This window comes from uncultured Tepidimonas sp., from assembly GCF_938045175.1.
GTDB lineage: Bacteria > Pseudomonadota > Gammaproteobacteria > Burkholderiales > Burkholderiaceae_C > Tepidimonas.
The window spans coordinates 1-16008 of the sequence record NZ_CALIND010000035.1; the positions used below are offsets into that span (position 1 = coordinate 1).

Sequence of the window (16008 nt, forward strand, 5' to 3'; positions counted from 1 at the left end):
GCGGGCGAACGATCGGGTTGGCCATTGGCGTCGAGCACGGTGACGGTGCTGCGCTCGCCGCTGGTGGCGACCCGGATGCGGTAACGCGCGGTTGCGCTGGTGCTCGAATCCGAGCGGCTGAACCAGCCGGTGATACGCCCGAAAAAGCCGGGCTCTTTGCCCGCACTGCCTTCGTCGGGCGGCACGTAGCGCACGAAGTACATGCCCTCGGCGCGGTTGCGGTCTTCGACGGTGAAGCCGCTGCGATCGAGACTCAAGCCCACACGCCGCCAAGCACGGTCGAAGTTTTCGTCGATGACGACGGCGGGCATCCCATCCACCGTTTCGACGCGGGCCACCGGCGGATTGGCCTGGGCAGCCATCGTGGCCTTGGCCTGTTCCTGGCTCACCCCCAGCTTGACCATCAGGCGGCGCAGAAATTCAGCCTCCAGCTCCGGGTCGGCTGGGCGTGGCTGCCAGACGGTGTTGTCCTTGCGGTCGGTGGTGTAGACCTCGACCATGCCGCGGTGGCTGATGTAGATTTCGCTGCCGCCAGCGGCGTTGCGCTCGACCCGGGTGCGGAATTTGTCGCGCTCGCCGGTCGAATACAGGTTGTCGAACAGCTTGCCGATGGTCGAGCGGATGATGTCTTGCGGAATCTTGGCGCGGTTTTCGGCCCAGTCGGTCTCCATCAGGCCGAGCTGCGGCTGATCCAGTGTGAGCAGGAAACCGTTTTCTTGCCAGAAATCGCGCAGCGCGGGCCACAGCACCTCGGGCGCTCGGTCGACGACCAGCCAGCGCTGGTTGCCGGCACGCTCGATGCGCACGTCGCCGATTTGCACGGGGGCGGCGACCCCGGAGGGCCGGGCCGCTGCCGTGGCCTGATAGCCCGATGCCGTGACAGTGGCCCCTGGCAGCGCGTAGCGCGAGTCGCGCGCCAGTTGGGTCAGGTCGGGAGGCACCTCCAGCGTGTTGATCTGTTTGGCGCTTTTGTAGTCGATGCGGGTTTCTTCGAGCACCGAGCAGCCGCTGGCCAAGAGCGCGGCGAGCGTCAAGAGGGCGGGCCGCCACGCGGCAGCGAAACGGGGACGGTGGGAGGCGTGCATGTCGGTTCCCTTGGGCTGGGCGTTTCGGGCGAGTCGGGCTCAGATCAGACCGCTGGCGCGCAGCGCCGCCTCGACGGCAGGCTGGTGGGTGGCGGACAGTGGCGTCATGGGCAGGCGCAGCGTCGGCCCGCACAGGCCCATGCGCGCCATCGCCCACTTCACGGGGATCGGGTTGGCCTCGACGAACAGTTGTTTGTGCAGCGGCAGCAGCTGCATCTGGATGCGCATCGCGGTGCGCACGTCGCCTGCAATGGCCGCCATGCATAGCTCGTGCATCAGCCGCGGGGCCACGTTGGCCGTGACGCTGACGTTACCCTGGCCGCCACACAGCATGAGCGCGACGGCGGTGGCGTCGTCGCCGGAGTAGACGGCGAAGTGGTCGGGCTTTTCGCGGATGAGCCACTGGGCGCGCTCGATGTTGCCGGTGGCTTCCTTGATACCGACGATGCCGGGCACCTGGGCCAGCCGCAGCGCCGTTTCGGGCAGCAGATCGGCCACGGTGCGACCGGGCACGTTGTACAGCACGATGGGCAGGTCACCGGTGGCTTCGGCGATGGCCTTGAAGTGCTGGTACATCCCCTCCTGCGTGGGCTTGTTGTAGTACGGCACGACCTGGAGCTGGCAGTCGGCGCCGACCTTGCGCGCGACCTCGGCCAGCGCGATGGCCTCGCGCGTGGAGTTGCCCCCACAGCCCGCCATGATCGGGCACCGCCCCGCCGCCTGCTCGACCGCGACGCGGATGATTTCGCAGTGCTCCTCCACGCTGACGGTGGGGGACTCACCCGTGGTGCCCACGACACCGATGCAGTCGGTGCCTTGGTCGATGTGCCAGTCGATGAGCTGGCGCAGGGTGTCGTAGTCGACGCTGCCGTCCTCGTGCATCGGGGTGACGAGGGCGACGATGCTGCCGGTGATGGGCTTCATGGCGTGTTGTGGCGGGTGACGTTCGAAAATCCAGCGGACATTCTAACCAGCCCGCGGGGCGGAATCGGTCGGTCAGTCGAGGGGGTAGCGGGGCGGGGCGTCGGGCGGCCACGGGCGCTCGCGCACGGCGGCAATGCGTTGCACGAAGCGTGGTGGGGTGTGCAGGTAACCGTCTTCGTAGGCGATGACGCGCAACCCCGCGCACGCCTGAAGCAGTTCACCCGGTGCGAGCAAAAAATCGGGACGCGCGGGCCGCCCCACCGTCTGGTTGCCTTGGGCGAACGTCTCGTACAGCAGCACGCCGCCGATGGTAACCGACTCGACGATACGCGGCAGCAGCGGGCGCCACAGATAGTTCGTCACCACGACGATGTCGAAGGTGCGTCCCGGCAGCGGCCAGGGGGCGTTTTCGAGGTCGGCTTCCAGGCATGTCAGCATCGTCGTCCCGGCTTGGCCGACCCGATCGGCCAGGCGGGCCAGAGCGGCGGCATCACGGTCGACGGCGGTGACGTGGCAGCCTTGCGTCAGCAGCCAGCGCGTGTGGCGACCGCTGCCGCAGGCCAGATCGAGTGCTTGCAGCGGGGCGTGGGACGGCTGCGCGAGCGATCGCAACAAGGGCGCGAAGCGCGTGATCCAGTCCGAGGGCGGCAGGTCGTCGGCGTGCGGCATCGTCAGAAGCAGTTCCAGAGCCGGTCGGCCAGGGTGAACAGAAAATCCGGTTGCTGGTACCAGGTAAACACGAGGCCACACACGCCCAGTGCGACCCCCCAAGCCAGCAGCCGCGGCGCGGCCACACCGGCGACAGCGGCGGGCGGGCAGGTGGCGCGAGGTTCAGACATGGGACGACGATGATGAAGGAAAAGAGCGGACAGGCGCCTGGGCACCCACCGCGCGGCGGGTGTCAGGCTGCCGCCTGACCCACCAGCGGCACCGGGCCGCGACGGATCGGTTCCTCTCGAATGGGCCAGTTGACGGCCGCGGCGAAGACGCCCAGCGCGATCGATATCCACCACACGATATCGTAGCTACCCGTGCGGTCATAGAGCAAGCCCCCGAGCCACACCCCCATGAAGCTGCCGACCTGGTGACTGAAGAAGACGAAGCCGCCCAGCATCGACAGGTGCGCCACGCCGAACACCTGTGCCACGATGGCGTTGGTGGGTGGCACGGTAGACAGCCACAGCACCCCCATGGCGGCGGCGAAGAGGTACACGCTCCAGGGCGTCAGCGGGGCGGTCAAAAAGAGCACGATCGCCACCGAGCGCAGCGCGTAGATGGCCGAGAGGATTTTGCGCTTGGCCATGCGCTGGCCCAAGGCGCCGGCCGCATAGGTGCCCAACACGTTGAACAAGCCGATGAGCGCCAGCGCCGTGCTGGCCACTTGGGGCGACAGGCCCTGATCCTTGAGATAGCTGGGCATGTGCACGCCGATGAACACCACCTGGAAGCCGCAGACGAAGTAGCCCGCCATCAGCAGCTGAAAGCTGCGGTAGCCGAACGCCTCGCGCAGGGCTTGCGCGATGGTCTGCTCCCGGGGCGCGGGGGACGCGCCAGCGGCGAAGTCCGGCTCGCGCAGCCCCCAGGCCAGCGGGGCGATCAGCAGCACCGCTGCCGCCAGTGCCAGCAGCGCGGCTTGCCAGCCGAGCGTGGTGATCAGCCAGCCTTCCGCCGGCACCATCAGAAACTGCCCGAACGACCCGGCGGCCGCTGCCACGCCCATGGCCCACGAGCGCCGTTCGGCCGCGATTTGCCGCCCGATCACACCATAGATGATGGCGTAGGTTGTGCCTGCCTGCGCGGCACCGATGAGCACGCCGGTGGTCAGCGCGAACACGAGAGTGGACGTGGCCAGCGCCATGCCCACCAGCCCGAGCGCGTACAGCGCCGCGCCCGCGACCAGCACGCGAAACGCCCCGAACCGGTCTGCGAGCATGCCCGCGAAGATGCCGAATGCGCCCCACGCTAGGTTCTGGATGGCCATGGCGAGCGCGAAGGTCTCGCGCGACCAGCCTTGGGCTTGCGTGATGGGCTGCAGCCACAAGCCAAAGCCGTGGCGGATGCCCATGGAGAACGTGACGATCAACGCGCCGCACAGCAGGACCTGCACGGCGCCCAGGCGGGCGCGAGAAGACATCCGCGCAGTCTAGCGCAAGCCCCCCGTGGCCGGGTGGGCAAGCTGTCGCGCCCGTCCATCGAGGCGGGATTTGGCGCCACCGCTGCAGATTCGATGTCAGCGATGCGCGGCAAGTCCTTGTGTCGTTGGGCGTCTTCGCCGTTGTCCCAATTTCTTGTGGATAACTTTGTGGGCAAGCCGTGGCCAGCGATCGCAAAGCCGCATCCGTCAAGGCCTTGAACAGATTGCCTATTTTTTGAGCATCAAAAAATACCAAATAAAACAACGTGGTGCAATATTCTCCGAGTGCGCTGCGGTGCAAACAAGGGGCGTCCAGCGCATCGATACGCGTACAGCCGGTGTCGCGTTTCTGTGCACAACACCATCGGTTGGGGCGCTGTCAAGCCCCCCGGACGGGGCCGAGCGCGCCCCTACAATCGGCCGCCATGGTTGCATCCTCCCCTGCGCCGGGCGCCACTCCCGGCTATGCCGAAGCCTCGATCCGGGTGCTCAAAGGGCTGGAGCCCGTCAAGCAGCGCCCGGGCATGTACACCCGCACCGACAGCCCACTGCACATCGTGCAAGAGGTGATCGACAACGCCGCCGACGAAGCGCTGGCGGGGTTTGGCAAGCGCATTCGTGTCACGTTGCACGCGGACGGCTCGGTCAGCGTGGAAGACGACGGGCGCGGCATCCCGCACGGCCTGCACCCGCAGGAGGGCGTGCCGGTGCTGGAGCTGGTGTTTACCCGGTTGCATGCGGGGGGCAAGTTCGACAAAGGGCAGGGGGGCGCGTACAGCTTCTCGGGCGGGCTCCATGGCGTGGGCGTGAGCGTGACCAACGCGCTGGCGGCGCGGCTGGAGGTGGCCAGCCACCGCGACGGGCATGTGGCACGCATGGCGTTTGCCGGGGGAGAGGTGGTCGAGCCGCTCACCCGCCGTCCGCTCGAAGCTGGGGAGCGCCGCCAAGGCACCACGGTGCGTGTATGGCCGGATGCGCGCTATTTCGACAGCACGGCGCTGCCGTTGGCGGAGTTGACCCACCTCCTGCGCAGCAAGGCGGTGCTGATGCCGGGGGTCAGCGTCACGCTCGTGAATGAAAAAACGCGCGAGACGCAGACGTGGCAGTACAAAGGGGGCTTGCGCGATTACTTGTTGCAGACGGTGGCTGCCGAGCCGATCATCCCGCTGTTCGAGGGTGAGGGCTACGCCGAGGCGGGACACGAGAGTTTTGCCGAGGGCGAAGGCGCGGCCTGGGCGGTCGCGTTCACCGAGGACGGCCCATTGGTGCGCGAGAGCTATGTCAACCTGATTCCGACCCCGGCCGGCGGCACGCACGACAGCGGGTTGCGCGAAGGGCTGTTCCAGGCCGTGCGCAGCTTCATCGAGCTGCATGCGCTGCTGCCCAAAGGGGTCAAGCTGCTGCCCGAGGATGTGTTCGCGCGCGCCAGTTATGTGTTGTCGGCCAAGGTGCTCGATCCGCAGTTTCAGGGGCAGATCAAGGAGCGGCTCAATTCACGTGACGCGCTGCGGCTGGTGGCGTCGTTCGTGCGCCCGGCGCTGGAGTTGTGGCTGCACCAGCACGTGGAGCACGGCAAGCGCCTGGCGGAGCTGGTGATCCGCACCGCGCAAAGCCGCCAGAAAGCCGCGCAGAAGGTGGAAAAGCGCAAGGGCTCGGGCGTGGCGGTGCTGCCGGGCAAACTCACTGACTGCGAAAGCCGCGATTTGGCGCGCAACGAGCTGTTTCTGGTCGAGGGCGACAGTGCTGGCGGCAGCGCCAAGATGGGCCGCGACAAGACGTTTCAGGCGGTGCTGCCGCTGCGTGGCAAGGTGCTCAACACCTGGGAGGTAGAGCGCGAGCGGCTGTTTGCCAACACCGAGATCCACGACATCGCGGTGGCCATCGGCGTGGATCCGCACGGCCCGGGTGATGATGTGGATCTGAGTGGCCTGCGCTACGGCAAGGTCTGCATCCTGAGCGACGCGGACGTGGATGGCTCGCACATCCAGGTGCTGCTGCTCACCCTGTTCTTTCGCCACTTTCCCAAGCTGATCGAGGCGGGGCACGTCTACGTGGCCCGGCCTCCGCTGTACCGGGTGGACGTGCCCGCGCGCGGCAAGAAGCCCGCAGGTAAGTTTTACGCGCTGGACGAGGGCGAGCTGGCTGCGATCCTGGACAAATGCGCCAAGGAGGGCGTGGCGCGCGAAAAGTGTCAGATCAGCCGCTTCAAGGGGCTGGGAGAAATGAGCGCCGAGCAGCTGTGGGACACCACACTGAATCCGGACACGCGCCGGCTGTGGCCGGTGACGTTGGGGGCGCTGGACGCCGCGGGCACTGCCGAGCGCTTTGGCCAGCTCATGGGCAAGGGCGAGGCCGCCGCGCGCCGGGAGCTGCTGGAGCGCTATGGGGATGCGGTCGAGGTCGACGTTTGAGCGGCGCCGGGTGTCGCGGGCCCATCGGGCAGCCGCTCCAGCAGCACGACGCCGCCACGCCGGTCGTGCTCGCGGGCAGGCCACGGTGGATCCCGGTCGCTTCGGGTCAGGGCCCATTCGCCCACGGCGGGCTCGCGCCGTGGCGTGACGGCTTGCCGATAGACGCTGAAGCTCGGCGCGTCGAAGCGCCACGTCACGGCGGACACACCAGCAGCACGCGTTTGCAGCCCCGCTCGTTTGACCGCGCCTTGCAACACCTCCCCCGCCCAAGGCGCGACGGCCAGCGCCAGCACCAGTGTGTGGAGCGCGGCCAACGCCATCATGCGCGTCGCCGTGGACCCGCGGCGCCAGGCGAACAACGCCAGACCGAGCGCCGCAGCGCCCAGCGTCACGACCCAGTACCCGGGACCCGCCAGCGCCAGTGCCAGCCGCAGTTGATCGGCGTAGTAGCCGTTGCTCGTGCGCCCCGCCAGCATCACGGTCAGCCACGGCAGCGCCGGCCAGAGTCCCAGCAGGGCCACGGCGCCGAAGAGGGGTAGCCGTCCGCCGCTGCCCCAGTGGCGCGCCAGCAGCAGAAACAACGGCGTGCTGCCGTAGAGCACGTAGTGGGGCAGCTTGGTGCCCGACAGCGAGAAAAATGCCAGCACAAACAACGCCCAACCCCACAGGTAAACCGCCAAGGGGTCTTGCCAGTCCTGCCGCAGGCGCGCGATCGTGCCGGGCAGGCGCAGGCTCCAGGGGGCCAACAGCAGCGGCAGCATGACCACGTAGTACACGAGGCTGCCGCCGTGGCCCTCGAGCGTGTGGGTAAAGCGCTGGACATTGTGTTTGAGGATGAAGCCGTCGATGAAGGCTTGACCATGCGTGGCCAGGATGGCGGCATACCAGGGACCGGCGATACCCAGCAGCAGCAACCAGCCCCAGGGGTCGCGCGCGGCGACCCACAGCGGCCGTAACTCGCGCCGCGACAGGCAGTACACGGCGGCCGCTGCGGCCGGCACCAGGGCGGCCACAGGCCCTTTGGTCAGCAGGCCCAACGCCACCCAGGCGTAGGCGCGCCGCAAGGCCACGCGGTTTTCCCCGGGGTGGGCTTCGAGGTAGCGCCAGATGTCCAGGCCAGCGAGTGTCAACCACAGATTCAACAGCGCATCGGCCGTGGCGGCGCGGCCGATGATCCACGGCCCCCACGCGGTGCAGACCATGGCCAGTGCCAGCCGTGCAGCGTCATGGCCCAGACGCGGGCGGGCAAAAACCCACACTGCCCATGCCCAAGCACAGGCAGCCAGCGCGGACGGGGCGCGAAACGCCCATTCGCTGGGACCCAGTACCGCCACGGCCAGTGCCTGTAACCAATAAATCAAAATGGGCTTGTCGTAGCGTGGTTGGTCGTTGAGCCAAGTGGCGATCCAGTCGCGCCGCTGCAGCATTTCGCGCGTGGCTTCGGCGAATGCGCCTTCGTCGACATCGAACAGCGGGGCCCAGCCGAGACCCAGACCGAAAGCCAAGAGCGGCAACAAAATGACCCAGGGGTCAAGGTGCGAGCGGACGCGGGCGGCTGGCTCAGTCGGCATAGACAGTTGGATGCGGGCGCAAACGGTGCGACATTTTCCATGCACCCCAGCCCGCGAGCAACGCGCCCAGGGCGTGTGAGACCAACACGACATCGGCAGGAACTGGCCGCCACCACAGAGACACGGCCAGTGCCAGTGCGACCACGGGGCCAGTCCGTTGCCACGAGAGACGGGGCCACGCATGGCCCCAGTGCCGCTGGCCCAGCCAACCCAGCGCAGCACCCCATATCCCCACCACTGCGCCTGCCAGCACGTCCGCCCACCAGTGCGCGCCCACTGCCACGCGCGACAAGCCGACGGCGGCGGCCACTCCGACGGCCAAGCCCCAAGCCCATCGTTGCCGCCGTCCGGGGCCGACCGACAAGGCCCACGCCGCGGCCAGATAAAAGGCCGTGGCCGTGTGTCCGGAGGGAAAGCTGCCCATCTTGAGCACGGGGCCGATGACGTGCAACAGCCCCTCGGGCATGACGGCGGCGGGGCGGGGCGAGGTGACCCAGGCTTTGGTGACATGTACCATGGTAATGGTGGGCAGTGCGCCCCAGGCGGCGATGCCCAGCGCCTGCCGCGGCTGCCCGATCCAGGCGAGAGACAACCACCACAGCGCCAGTGCCCAATGGGCGTCACCCAACCAGGTGAGAGCGTGCCACCACGTGTCGGGCACCAGGCGCGTCCACGTTTGCGTGGCCAGTAGGCTGGCCTGTGCCAGCGGGGGCTGGCGCAGCCATGCGATGGCCATGATGAGTGCCAGCCAGGTCAGGCCGACCCACAGGGTGCGGTGGCGGGAGGTGGGCCAGGATGGGCGTGATGACATGGGATGGGTGTGATGGGCGGCGCGCGGGTAGGCATCGTGCCGGGCCCGTGTGACAATCGGATGGCGCGTTAAGGACATTGCAAAGCCATGGCCTTAAACCCGCCTTAAACGACCTTCGACTTCGATGGCATGCGCATCCTGATCGTGGAAGACGACGCCGCCGTGGCACAGGGCTTGGCCGCGCTGTTGCGGGCCGAGGGCTACGCGTGCGACGTGTGCGCGACGCTGGGGTGTGCAGAGGCGGCACTGGCGGTGGAGTCGTTCGATGCGGTGCTGCTCGATTTGGGGTTGCCAGACGGCGATGGGTTGGTGGGCCTGCAACGCTGGCGTGCCGACGGCCGAACGACGCCGGTGCTGGTGCTGACCGCGCGCGATGCGCTGCCGCAGCGCGTGGTGGGGCTGGATGCCGGTGCCGACGATTACTTGGTCAAACCCTTTGCACCGGAGGAATTGCTGGCGCGGTTGCGGGTGGCGCTGCGCCGCGGTGCCGGACAAGCGCAACCGCTGTGGCGCATCGGGCCCTTGGTGCTGGACCCGGCGGCGCGCGCCGTCTCGCTGCATGGACGGCCCGTTGCCCTGCGGGCCAAGGAATACGCCCTGTTGTGGGCCCTGCTGCGGGCGCGTGGCCACGTCGTCACCCGAGAGCGGCTACAGCAGGCGCTCTATGGTTTCGACGAGCTGGTCGACAGCAACGCGCTGGAGGTGCACATCCACCACCTCCGCCGCAAGCTGGGCAGTGAATGGATCGAGACGGTGCGCGGTGTGGGGTATCGCATGCCCGCAGCGCAGGAGGCGATGCAGTCGTGAGCGGGGTGGGCGCAGGGTCTGACGGAGCGCCGGGGCGCGCGCCACGGTTGTGGCGGTACCTGTGGGCGTGGGTGCTGGGCGCGTTGTTGGTCGTTTGGATCGTGCTGGTGGCCGCGGCGTATTACACGGGCGTGCACGAGGCCGAAGAGGTCACCGACGGTCAGTTGGCCACGATGGCACGGCTGTGGCTGCAGGCGCCCCTGCCGTCACCTGCAGACCGAGTAGCGTCGCCACGGCTCTCCGATGCCGAGCCGAGCATGCCCCAGCCGCCCCAGCGTTATGCGCCCGACGTCCACGTGGTGTTGTGGCAGCAGGGCGAGGTGGTGTGGGACTCGCACGGCTGGGCCCCCCATTTGCCCGCCGACGCCGCTGTGGGCTACCACACGTGGGAACTGCCGGACGGTGATCGGCGTCGTCCTTGGCGCTGGTTGGTGGCACAGCAGGGGGCGCGCCGTGTCGCCGTCGGGTTGGACGCCAGCCGCCATCCTGCGCTGGGGCGCGACATCGCGACGCACTTGGTCCGCCCGGCAGTGGTGTTGCTGCCCGTGCTGGCGCTGCTGCTGGCGTGGGCGATCCGGCGCGGCCTGCGGCCGCTGACGCGGCTGGCCGAGCGGCTGCGCGGCTGGGAGCCCGGGCAGCCCATGGACTGGCCCGTGCAGTGCCATGAGGAGCTGTTGCGGGTGCAGCGCGCACTACAGGATCTGGTGCAACGCTTGCATGCCTTGTGGCAGCGCGAGCGGCGTTTTACCTCCGACGTGGCACACGAGCTGCGCTCTCCGCTGCAGGCGCTGGTGTGGCAAGCGCGCCTGGCGCGCACCCAGCCACACACCGCCGAGGGTCAGGCGGCGCTGGTGCAAGTCGAGCAAGAGGCGCTGCGCGCGGGCGAGCTGCTCACCCAACTGCTGGCGTTGGCCCGAGCGGACGCGCCGGGTGCCGAGCCGGCCGAGCCGGTGGATCTGGCGGCACTGGTGCGTGAGGTGGTGGCACGCTTGCAACCCATGGTCGACGCGCGCGGCCAGCATGTGCAGACGCGTCTGCAGCCCGCCATCGTCTGGGGGCATCCCACGCTGATCCACCTGGCCGTGCGCAATCTGGTGGACAACGCGCTGCGCCATACCCCGAGTGGCTCGCGGGTCGATGTGCGGCTGGGCTGCGAGCCCGACGGGGCGGTGGTACTGCAGGTGGTGGACGACGGGGGCGCGGCGCAGCGCGCGCTGCAGGCGGCGTCCGACCGCGGCGGGCTGGGGGTGGGGCTAGGCTTGGTGCAGCGCATCGCCGAACGCGAAGGCGCCCTCCTGCAGCGCGTCGAGCCACCGCCCTCGTGGACGACGGCATATCAACTGCGCTGGCCGCGGGGGGCAGTGCGTTAAGGCGGCCTTAATCCAGCGCGGGCAAGCTCGGCGCCATGACCGCACCTGCGCTGACGCTGATGACCGCTACTGCCGATGTTCAACCCAAAGCCGCCCTCGGCTGGCGTCATGCCGTGGCGCTGGCGGTGCTGGCCGTGTGGCTCGCCGTGCCGGGCAATGTGTCGCTGTGGATGGCCGTTTGGGACCACACGGCTGTGTTGGGCATGCGCGCGTGGTGGGTGATGCTGGCATGGGCGGTGGCCCTGGTCGGGGTCAATCTGGCGGTGCTGGCCCTGCTGGCCGCGGGGCCGGTGCGTCGCCCACTGGGGCTCGTGTTCATCATACTGGTAGCCATTCCCAGCTACTTCATGCTGGCGTACGGCGTGGTGATCGACGGCGCCATGGTGACCAACGTGTTGGAGACGGACCTGCGCGAGAGTGCCGATCTGCTCACCCCGGCGTTGGGGGTGGTGGTTGTGGGGGGCGTGCTGCTGCCCGGCTGGCTGTGGTGGCGGCTGCCGTGGCGGCCCTGGCCGTGGCGGCGGGCACTTGCCTGGCGCGCGGCCCTCGCGGTCGGGGGGCTGGTACTGGCGGCGCTGGCCCTGTGGCTGACGTTTGCCGATTTGGCCTCCCTGATGCGCAACGACCGCGGGCTGCGTTATCGCATCAACCCCTACAACACCATCTATGGGGTGGTTCATTATGCCGCTGGGCGGCTACCTGCCGTGGGTGCATCGACGCCCCTGCTCCCGGTGGGGGCCGATGTGCAACCCCTGCCAGCAGCGCCTCGCGCCGATGAAGCACCCTTGGTTCTCCTGGTGGTGGGTGAGACGGCGCGCGCCGCCAACGTCAGCTTGGGCGGCTACCCTCGTCCCACGATGCCGCGCCTGGCGGCGCTACAGGCGCGAGGCGAGTTGGTGTACTTTGCACAAACCACCTCGTGCGGCACCGACACCGCGACCTCGGTGCCCTGTTTGTTCAGCCCAGACGGCCGCGATGCCCGCACGCCACCGCAGCGGCAGGAAAACCTGCTCGACGTTTGGCAACGTGCGGGACTGGCCGTCACCTGGCTGGACAACCAGTCCGGCTGCAAGGGGGTGTGCAACCGAGTGCCCACCCGCGACACCGATCGCTTGGGGCTGCCCGACCTGTGCCGCGGCGACGAATGCTGGGATGAGGTCTTGCTGCGCGAACTGCCCTCATCGCTAGCGGCGCTCGACCCGGCGCGGCGCCGGGTGGGAACCGTGGCGGTGCTGCACATGATGGGCAGCCACGGACCGGCCTACGACAAGCGAACCCCGCCGGCGTTCAAACCGTTTCGTCCTGAGTGCACGAACAACCAGTTGCAGGCGTGCGACCGCCAAGCGATCGTCAACGCCTACGACAACACGCTGTACTACACCGACCATGTGCTGGCCGAACTCGTCGAATGGCTGCGCGCGCGCCCCGGGCCGACGGCGCTGTGGTACGTGTCCGACCATGGCGAATCGCTGGGGGAGGGTGGGGTCTATTTGCACGGTATGCCCTACGCGCTGGCGCCGCGCGAGCAAACACACGTACCGATGTTGGTGTGGGCCAATGATGCGATGCGCGAACGACTGGGGCTGTCGTGGGAATGCCTACAGCGGCGCGCGGTCAAGCCAGCCTCGCACGACGACGTCTTTCACACTTTGCTCGGGGTGTGGGACATCCGGACCCAGGACTACCGCCCCGAGCGGGATTTGCTGCGCGCGTGCCGGTCGTGAGAGCGCCCGCCTAGGCGCTACGCCACCAAGTCCACAACGCCGCGCCCCACACGCCCCCGGCCAGCAGCAGGGACAGCAGCACCGCGGCGCTGCCCATGTCCTTGGCGCGTTTGGCCAGCGCGTGCCACTCGGGTCCGATGCGGTCGACCACCGACTCCACCGCGGTGTTGAGCAGCTCGACCACCCACACCAGGATCACCACCGCCACCAGCAGCGCTATCTCAGCCCAGGTGCGCCCCAGCAGCCAAGCCGCAGGCAGCAACAGCACGCCAAGCAGCAGTTCCTGCCGGAACGCGGGTTCGTGCCAGCCCGCACGCAGGCCGTCGATCGAATACTGGGTGGCGTGCCACAGGCGTGACAGCCCGCGGCGCTTGGGTGGAGGGAGTCGAGCCATGGAATTGCGTACCGTGCCGACAGCGGCGGCGATCGGGTGGATGGTGGCGACGCGCTGCAGTGTAGAGCAAGCGGCGGCGGCGATTCGAGGGACAATAAAGCATGTCCATGACCGTGTTGCCTCCCGAGCCGCGCACCGACCGTTCCGACGAGCCCGACAGCCTGGCCGCCTACGCCGAGCGCGCCTATTTGGAATATGCGTTGAGCGTGGTCAAGGGCCGCGCCTTGCCCGACGTGTGCGACGGCCTCAAGCCGGTACAGCGCCGCATCCTGTACGCCATGCAGCGCTTGGGGCTGGGCTGGGGCGGACCCAACCGCACCGCACCACCCAAGCCGGTCAAGAGCGCGCGTGTCGTGGGCGACGTGCTGGGGCGCTTTCACCCCCATGGCGACCAAGCCGCGTATGACGCGCTGGTGCGCATGGCGCAGGACTTCACACAGCGCTACCCCTTGATCGATGGCCAGGGCAACTTCGGCAGCCGCGACGGCGATGGGGCGGCGGCCATGCGCTATACCGAGGCGCGCCTGAGCCGCATCAGCACCCTGCTGCTGGATGAGATCGACCAGGGCACGGTGGACTTCGTGCCCAACTACGACGGCTCGACCGAGGAGCCGCGCCAACTGCCCGCGCGCCTGCCGTTGGTGCTGCTCAACGGCGCCAGCGGTATCGCGGTCGGGCTGGCCACCGAGATCCCCAGCCACAACCTGCGTGAGGTGGCCGATGCGTGCGTGGCGCTGATCAAGGATCCGGACCTCGCGGATGAGGCGCTGTTCGCGCACCTGCCCGGCCCCGACTTTCCCGGTGGCGCCCAGATCATCAGCACGCCGGCAGAGATCCGAGACGCCTACCGCAGCGGCCGCGGTAGCCTGAAAGTGCGCGCGCGGTGGACGATCGAGGAACTGGCGCGTGGCCAGTGGCAGTGGGTGGTGACGGAACTGCCGCCGGGGGTGAGCGCGCAGCGTGTGTTGGAGGAGATCGAAGAAGCGACCAACCCGAAAGTGCGCCCGGGCAAAAAGGCGCTCACGCCCGAGCAATTGCAGCTCAAGGCCAGCCTGCTGGCGGTGCTGGACGGCGTGCGCGACGAGTCGGGCAAGGAGGCGCCGGTGCGGCTGGTATTCGAGCCCAAGAGCAGCCGTCTGGCGCCGGCCGATCTGATCGCGCCGCTGCTGGCGCACACCAGCCTCGAGACGTCGGTGCCGATCAATCTGACGGTGGTGGGGCGCGATGGCAAGCCGCGGCTGCAGTCGTTGCGGCAGATCCTTGCCGATTGGATCGCGTTCCGGCAGGACACGGTCGTGCGCCGCTCGCGCCAGCGCCTGCAACAGGTGCTCGAGCGCATCCACATCCTGGAAGGGCGGCAGGTGGTGCTGCTGCACATCGACGAGGTGATTGCCATCATTCGCGCCAGCGACGAGCCGAAGCAGGCCTTGATGGCCCGCTTTGCGCTGACCGGGCAGCAGGCGGATGACATCCTGGAAATCCGCTTGCGCCAACTCGCGCGGCTGGAGGCGATTCGCATCGAGCAAGAGCTGCAGGCGCTGCGCGAAGAGCAGGGCCGGCTGGAAGACGTGCTGGGCAACCCGGCCAGCCTGCGCCGGCTGATGGTGCGCGAGATCGAGGCCGACGCCAAAACCTTTGGCGATGCGCGCCGCACGCTCATCCAGCCCGAGAAGAAGGCGGTGGCCGAGATCCGCGTGGTGGACGAGCCGGTGACGGTGGTCGTCTCCGCCAAGGGTTGGGTGCGCGCGCGCACCGGCCACGGGCACGAGGCGATGGCGTTCGGCTTCAAGGCGGGCGATGGGCTGTACGCCACGTTCGAGTGCCGCACCGTCGACACCCTGATCGTGCTGGGCAGCAACGGCCGGGTCTACAGCGTGCCGGTGGCGAGTCTGCCCGGCGGGCGCGGCGACGGCCAGCCCATCACCACGCTCATCGACCTGGAGCCCGGCACGCAGCCGGTGCACTTCCTGGCGGGGGCCGCTGCGTCGACCTGGCTGCTGGGCGGCAGCGGCGGCCATGGGTTGTTGGCGACGGTGGAGGACATGACGACGCGGCAACGGGGGGGCAAGGCCTTTTTGACGCTGGCCGAGGGCGAGGTGCCGTGTCTGCCGTCACCCGTGCGCGGCCACGGGCGGGTGCAGTATCCCGGCGCCGATGGGGCCGCCGTCGTGTCGCCCCCGCGGCTGGAAGGGGAAGACCGTGCGCCCGAGCCCGCCACCCATGTGTGCGTCGTCTCGGCCAGTGGCCGCTTGTTGACGTTTGAGATCGACGAGCTCAAGGTCCAACCCAAGGGCGGCCGCGGCTTGCTGCTGATCGGATTGGAGCGCGGCGATACGCTGGTCGGTGCGGCTGCCTACGCGCGCAGCGTGCGCATCGACGGGGTGGCCCGCAGCGGTCAGCCGCGCGCCGAGGTGCTGGAGGCGCGCAGCCTGCACAATGCGCTGGCCGCGCGCGGCCGCAAGGGGCGCGACGTGCGCTTCGGTTTCAAGCCGCAGCGCGTGTTGCGGGTGCTCTGAGGGCTACCGCGCTGCCGCGCGGATTGGGGACGCTCAGGCCAGCTCGGCGATGAGTTCGATTTCGACGCACGCGCCCAGCGGCAGTTGGGCCACGCCGAAGGCGCTGCGCGCGTGCGCGCCCACCTCGGGGCCGAAGACCTGGCCCAACAGCTCTGAACAACCATTGGTGACCAGGTGCTGCTCAGTGTAGCTTGGGGTGGAATTGACCAGGCTGAGCACCTTGACGATGCGCCGCACGCCGTCGAGCGTGGTGCCCGCGGC

The 16008-nt window shown here is 68.7% G+C and carries 14 protein-coding genes; 5 read left to right on the forward strand and 9 right to left on the reverse strand.

The window, feature by feature from the left end; translation table 11 throughout:
- The 5 genes from bamC to Q0716_RS01680 all read right to left on the reverse strand — a co-directional run.
- Positions 1 to 1085: outer membrane protein assembly factor BamC (bamC, locus tag Q0716_RS01660; RefSeq protein ID WP_299018966.1), on the reverse strand; the 1085-nt coding region annotated here is incomplete at its 3' end.
- Between the two features lie 39 nt (positions 1086 to 1124).
- Positions 1125 to 2009 carry a 4-hydroxy-tetrahydrodipicolinate synthase gene (gene dapA, locus Q0716_RS01665; RefSeq protein WP_299018968.1) on the reverse strand — a complete coding sequence of 295 codons (885 nt, stop codon included), beginning with the start codon at positions 2007 to 2009 and terminating at the stop codon, positions 1125 to 1127.
- Between the two features lie 72 nt (positions 2010 to 2081).
- Positions 2082 to 2678 (reverse strand): class I SAM-dependent methyltransferase, encoded by a 597-nt coding sequence (locus tag Q0716_RS01670; protein WP_299018970.1) that lies wholly within the window; start codon positions 2676 to 2678, stop codon positions 2082 to 2084.
- 2 nt (positions 2679 to 2680) lie between these two features.
- Positions 2681 to 2848, reverse strand: a complete 168-nt coding sequence (locus Q0716_RS01675; protein ID WP_299018972.1) for a hypothetical protein — start codon at positions 2846 to 2848, stop codon at positions 2681 to 2683.
- 62 nt (positions 2849 to 2910) lie between these two features.
- Complete coding sequence (locus Q0716_RS01680; protein ID WP_299018974.1) at positions 2911 to 4143, reverse strand: MFS transporter; 1233 nt, start codon at positions 4141 to 4143, stop codon at positions 2911 to 2913.
- Between the two features lie 425 nt (positions 4144 to 4568).
- Between Q0716_RS01680 and Q0716_RS01685 the strand changes: the two genes are divergently transcribed.
- Positions 4569 to 6554 (forward strand): DNA topoisomerase IV subunit B, encoded by a 1986-nt coding sequence (locus tag Q0716_RS01685; RefSeq protein WP_299018976.1) that lies wholly within the window; start codon positions 4569 to 4571, stop codon positions 6552 to 6554.
- Here the strand turns inward: Q0716_RS01685 and Q0716_RS01690 are convergent.
- Together Q0716_RS01690 and Q0716_RS01695 are read right to left on the reverse strand one after the other, a co-directional pair.
- A complete protein-coding gene (locus Q0716_RS01690) occupies positions 6524 to 8071 on the reverse strand; it encodes a glycosyltransferase family 39 protein (RefSeq protein ID WP_299018978.1) in 1548 nt (515 codons plus the stop codon). The genes Q0716_RS01685 and Q0716_RS01690 overlap by 31 nt on opposite strands.
- Before the next feature lie 43 nt (positions 8072 to 8114).
- On the reverse strand, positions 8115 to 8936 hold the full coding sequence (locus Q0716_RS01695) for a phosphatase PAP2 family protein (RefSeq protein ID WP_299018980.1): 822 nt from the start codon (positions 8934 to 8936) through the stop codon (positions 8115 to 8117).
- A gap of 129 nt (positions 8937 to 9065) precedes the next feature.
- Here Q0716_RS01695 and Q0716_RS01700 point away from each other — a divergent pair, with 129 nt between their 5' ends.
- The 3 genes from Q0716_RS01700 to Q0716_RS01710 are packed head-to-tail and all read left to right on the forward strand — an operon-like array spanning position 9066 to position 12837.
- On the forward strand, positions 9066 to 9743 hold the full coding sequence (locus Q0716_RS01700) for a response regulator (RefSeq protein WP_299018982.1): 678 nt from the start codon (positions 9066 to 9068) through the stop codon (positions 9741 to 9743).
- Positions 9740 to 11113, forward strand: a complete 1374-nt coding sequence (locus Q0716_RS01705; RefSeq protein WP_299018984.1) for an ATP-binding protein — start codon at positions 9740 to 9742, stop codon at positions 11111 to 11113. Before Q0716_RS01700 ends, Q0716_RS01705 begins: the two co-directional genes overlap by 4 nt.
- Positions 11114 to 11148: 35 nt before the next feature.
- Positions 11149 to 12837 carry a phosphoethanolamine--lipid A transferase gene (locus tag Q0716_RS01710; RefSeq protein WP_299018986.1) on the forward strand — a complete coding sequence of 563 codons (1689 nt, stop codon included), beginning with the start codon at positions 11149 to 11151 and terminating at the stop codon, positions 12835 to 12837.
- A 10-nt stretch (positions 12838 to 12847) separates the two neighbouring features.
- Here the strand turns inward: Q0716_RS01710 and Q0716_RS01715 are convergent, their stop codons facing one another.
- Complete coding sequence (locus Q0716_RS01715; protein WP_299018988.1) at positions 12848 to 13231, reverse strand: diacylglycerol kinase; 384 nt, start codon at positions 13229 to 13231, stop codon at positions 12848 to 12850.
- Between the two features lie 101 nt (positions 13232 to 13332).
- On the opposite strand from Q0716_RS01715, the gene parC reads away from it, so the two are divergent.
- On the forward strand, positions 13333 to 15747 hold the full coding sequence (parC, locus tag Q0716_RS01720) for a DNA topoisomerase IV subunit A (protein WP_299018990.1): 2415 nt from the start codon (positions 13333 to 13335) through the stop codon (positions 15745 to 15747).
- Positions 15748 to 15780: 33 nt separating this feature from the next.
- Here the strand turns inward: parC and Q0716_RS01725 are convergent.
- A partial coding sequence (locus tag Q0716_RS01725; protein WP_299018992.1) for a RidA family protein occupies positions 15781 to 16008 on the reverse strand: 228 nt, incomplete at its 5' end.

Bases quoted from the DNA above. Each gene is read 5' to 3' on its own strand.
- dapA (WP_299018968.1), bottom strand. From the start codon at position 2,009: ATGAAGCCCATCACCGGCAGCATCGTCGCCCTCGTCACCCCGATGCAC.
- Q0716_RS01670 (WP_299018970.1), bottom strand. From the start codon at position 2,678: ATGCCGCACGCCGACGACCTGCCGCCCTCGGACTGGATCACGCGCTTC.
- Q0716_RS01675 (WP_299018972.1), bottom strand. From the start codon at position 2,848: ATGTCTGAACCTCGCGCCACCTGCCCGCCCGCCGCTGTCGCCGGTGTG.
- Q0716_RS01680 (WP_299018974.1), bottom strand. From the start codon at position 4,143: ATGTCTTCTCGCGCCCGCCTGGGCGCCGTGCAGGTCCTGCTGTGCGGC.
- Q0716_RS01685 (WP_299018976.1), top strand. From the start codon at position 4,569: ATGGTTGCATCCTCCCCTGCGCCGGGCGCCACTCCCGGCTATGCCGAA.
- Q0716_RS01695 (WP_299018980.1), bottom strand. From the start codon at position 8,936: ATGTCATCACGCCCATCCTGGCCCACCTCCCGCCACCGCACCCTGTGG.
- Q0716_RS01700 (WP_299018982.1), top strand. From the start codon at position 9,066: ATGCGCATCCTGATCGTGGAAGACGACGCCGCCGTGGCACAGGGCTTG.
- Q0716_RS01710 (WP_299018986.1), top strand. From the start codon at position 11,149: ATGACCGCACCTGCGCTGACGCTGATGACCGCTACTGCCGATGTTCAA.
- Q0716_RS01715 (WP_299018988.1), bottom strand. From the start codon at position 13,231: ATGGCTCGACTCCCTCCACCCAAGCGCCGCGGGCTGTCACGCCTGTGG.
- parC (WP_299018990.1), top strand. From the start codon at position 13,333: ATGTCCATGACCGTGTTGCCTCCCGAGCCGCGCACCGACCGTTCCGAC.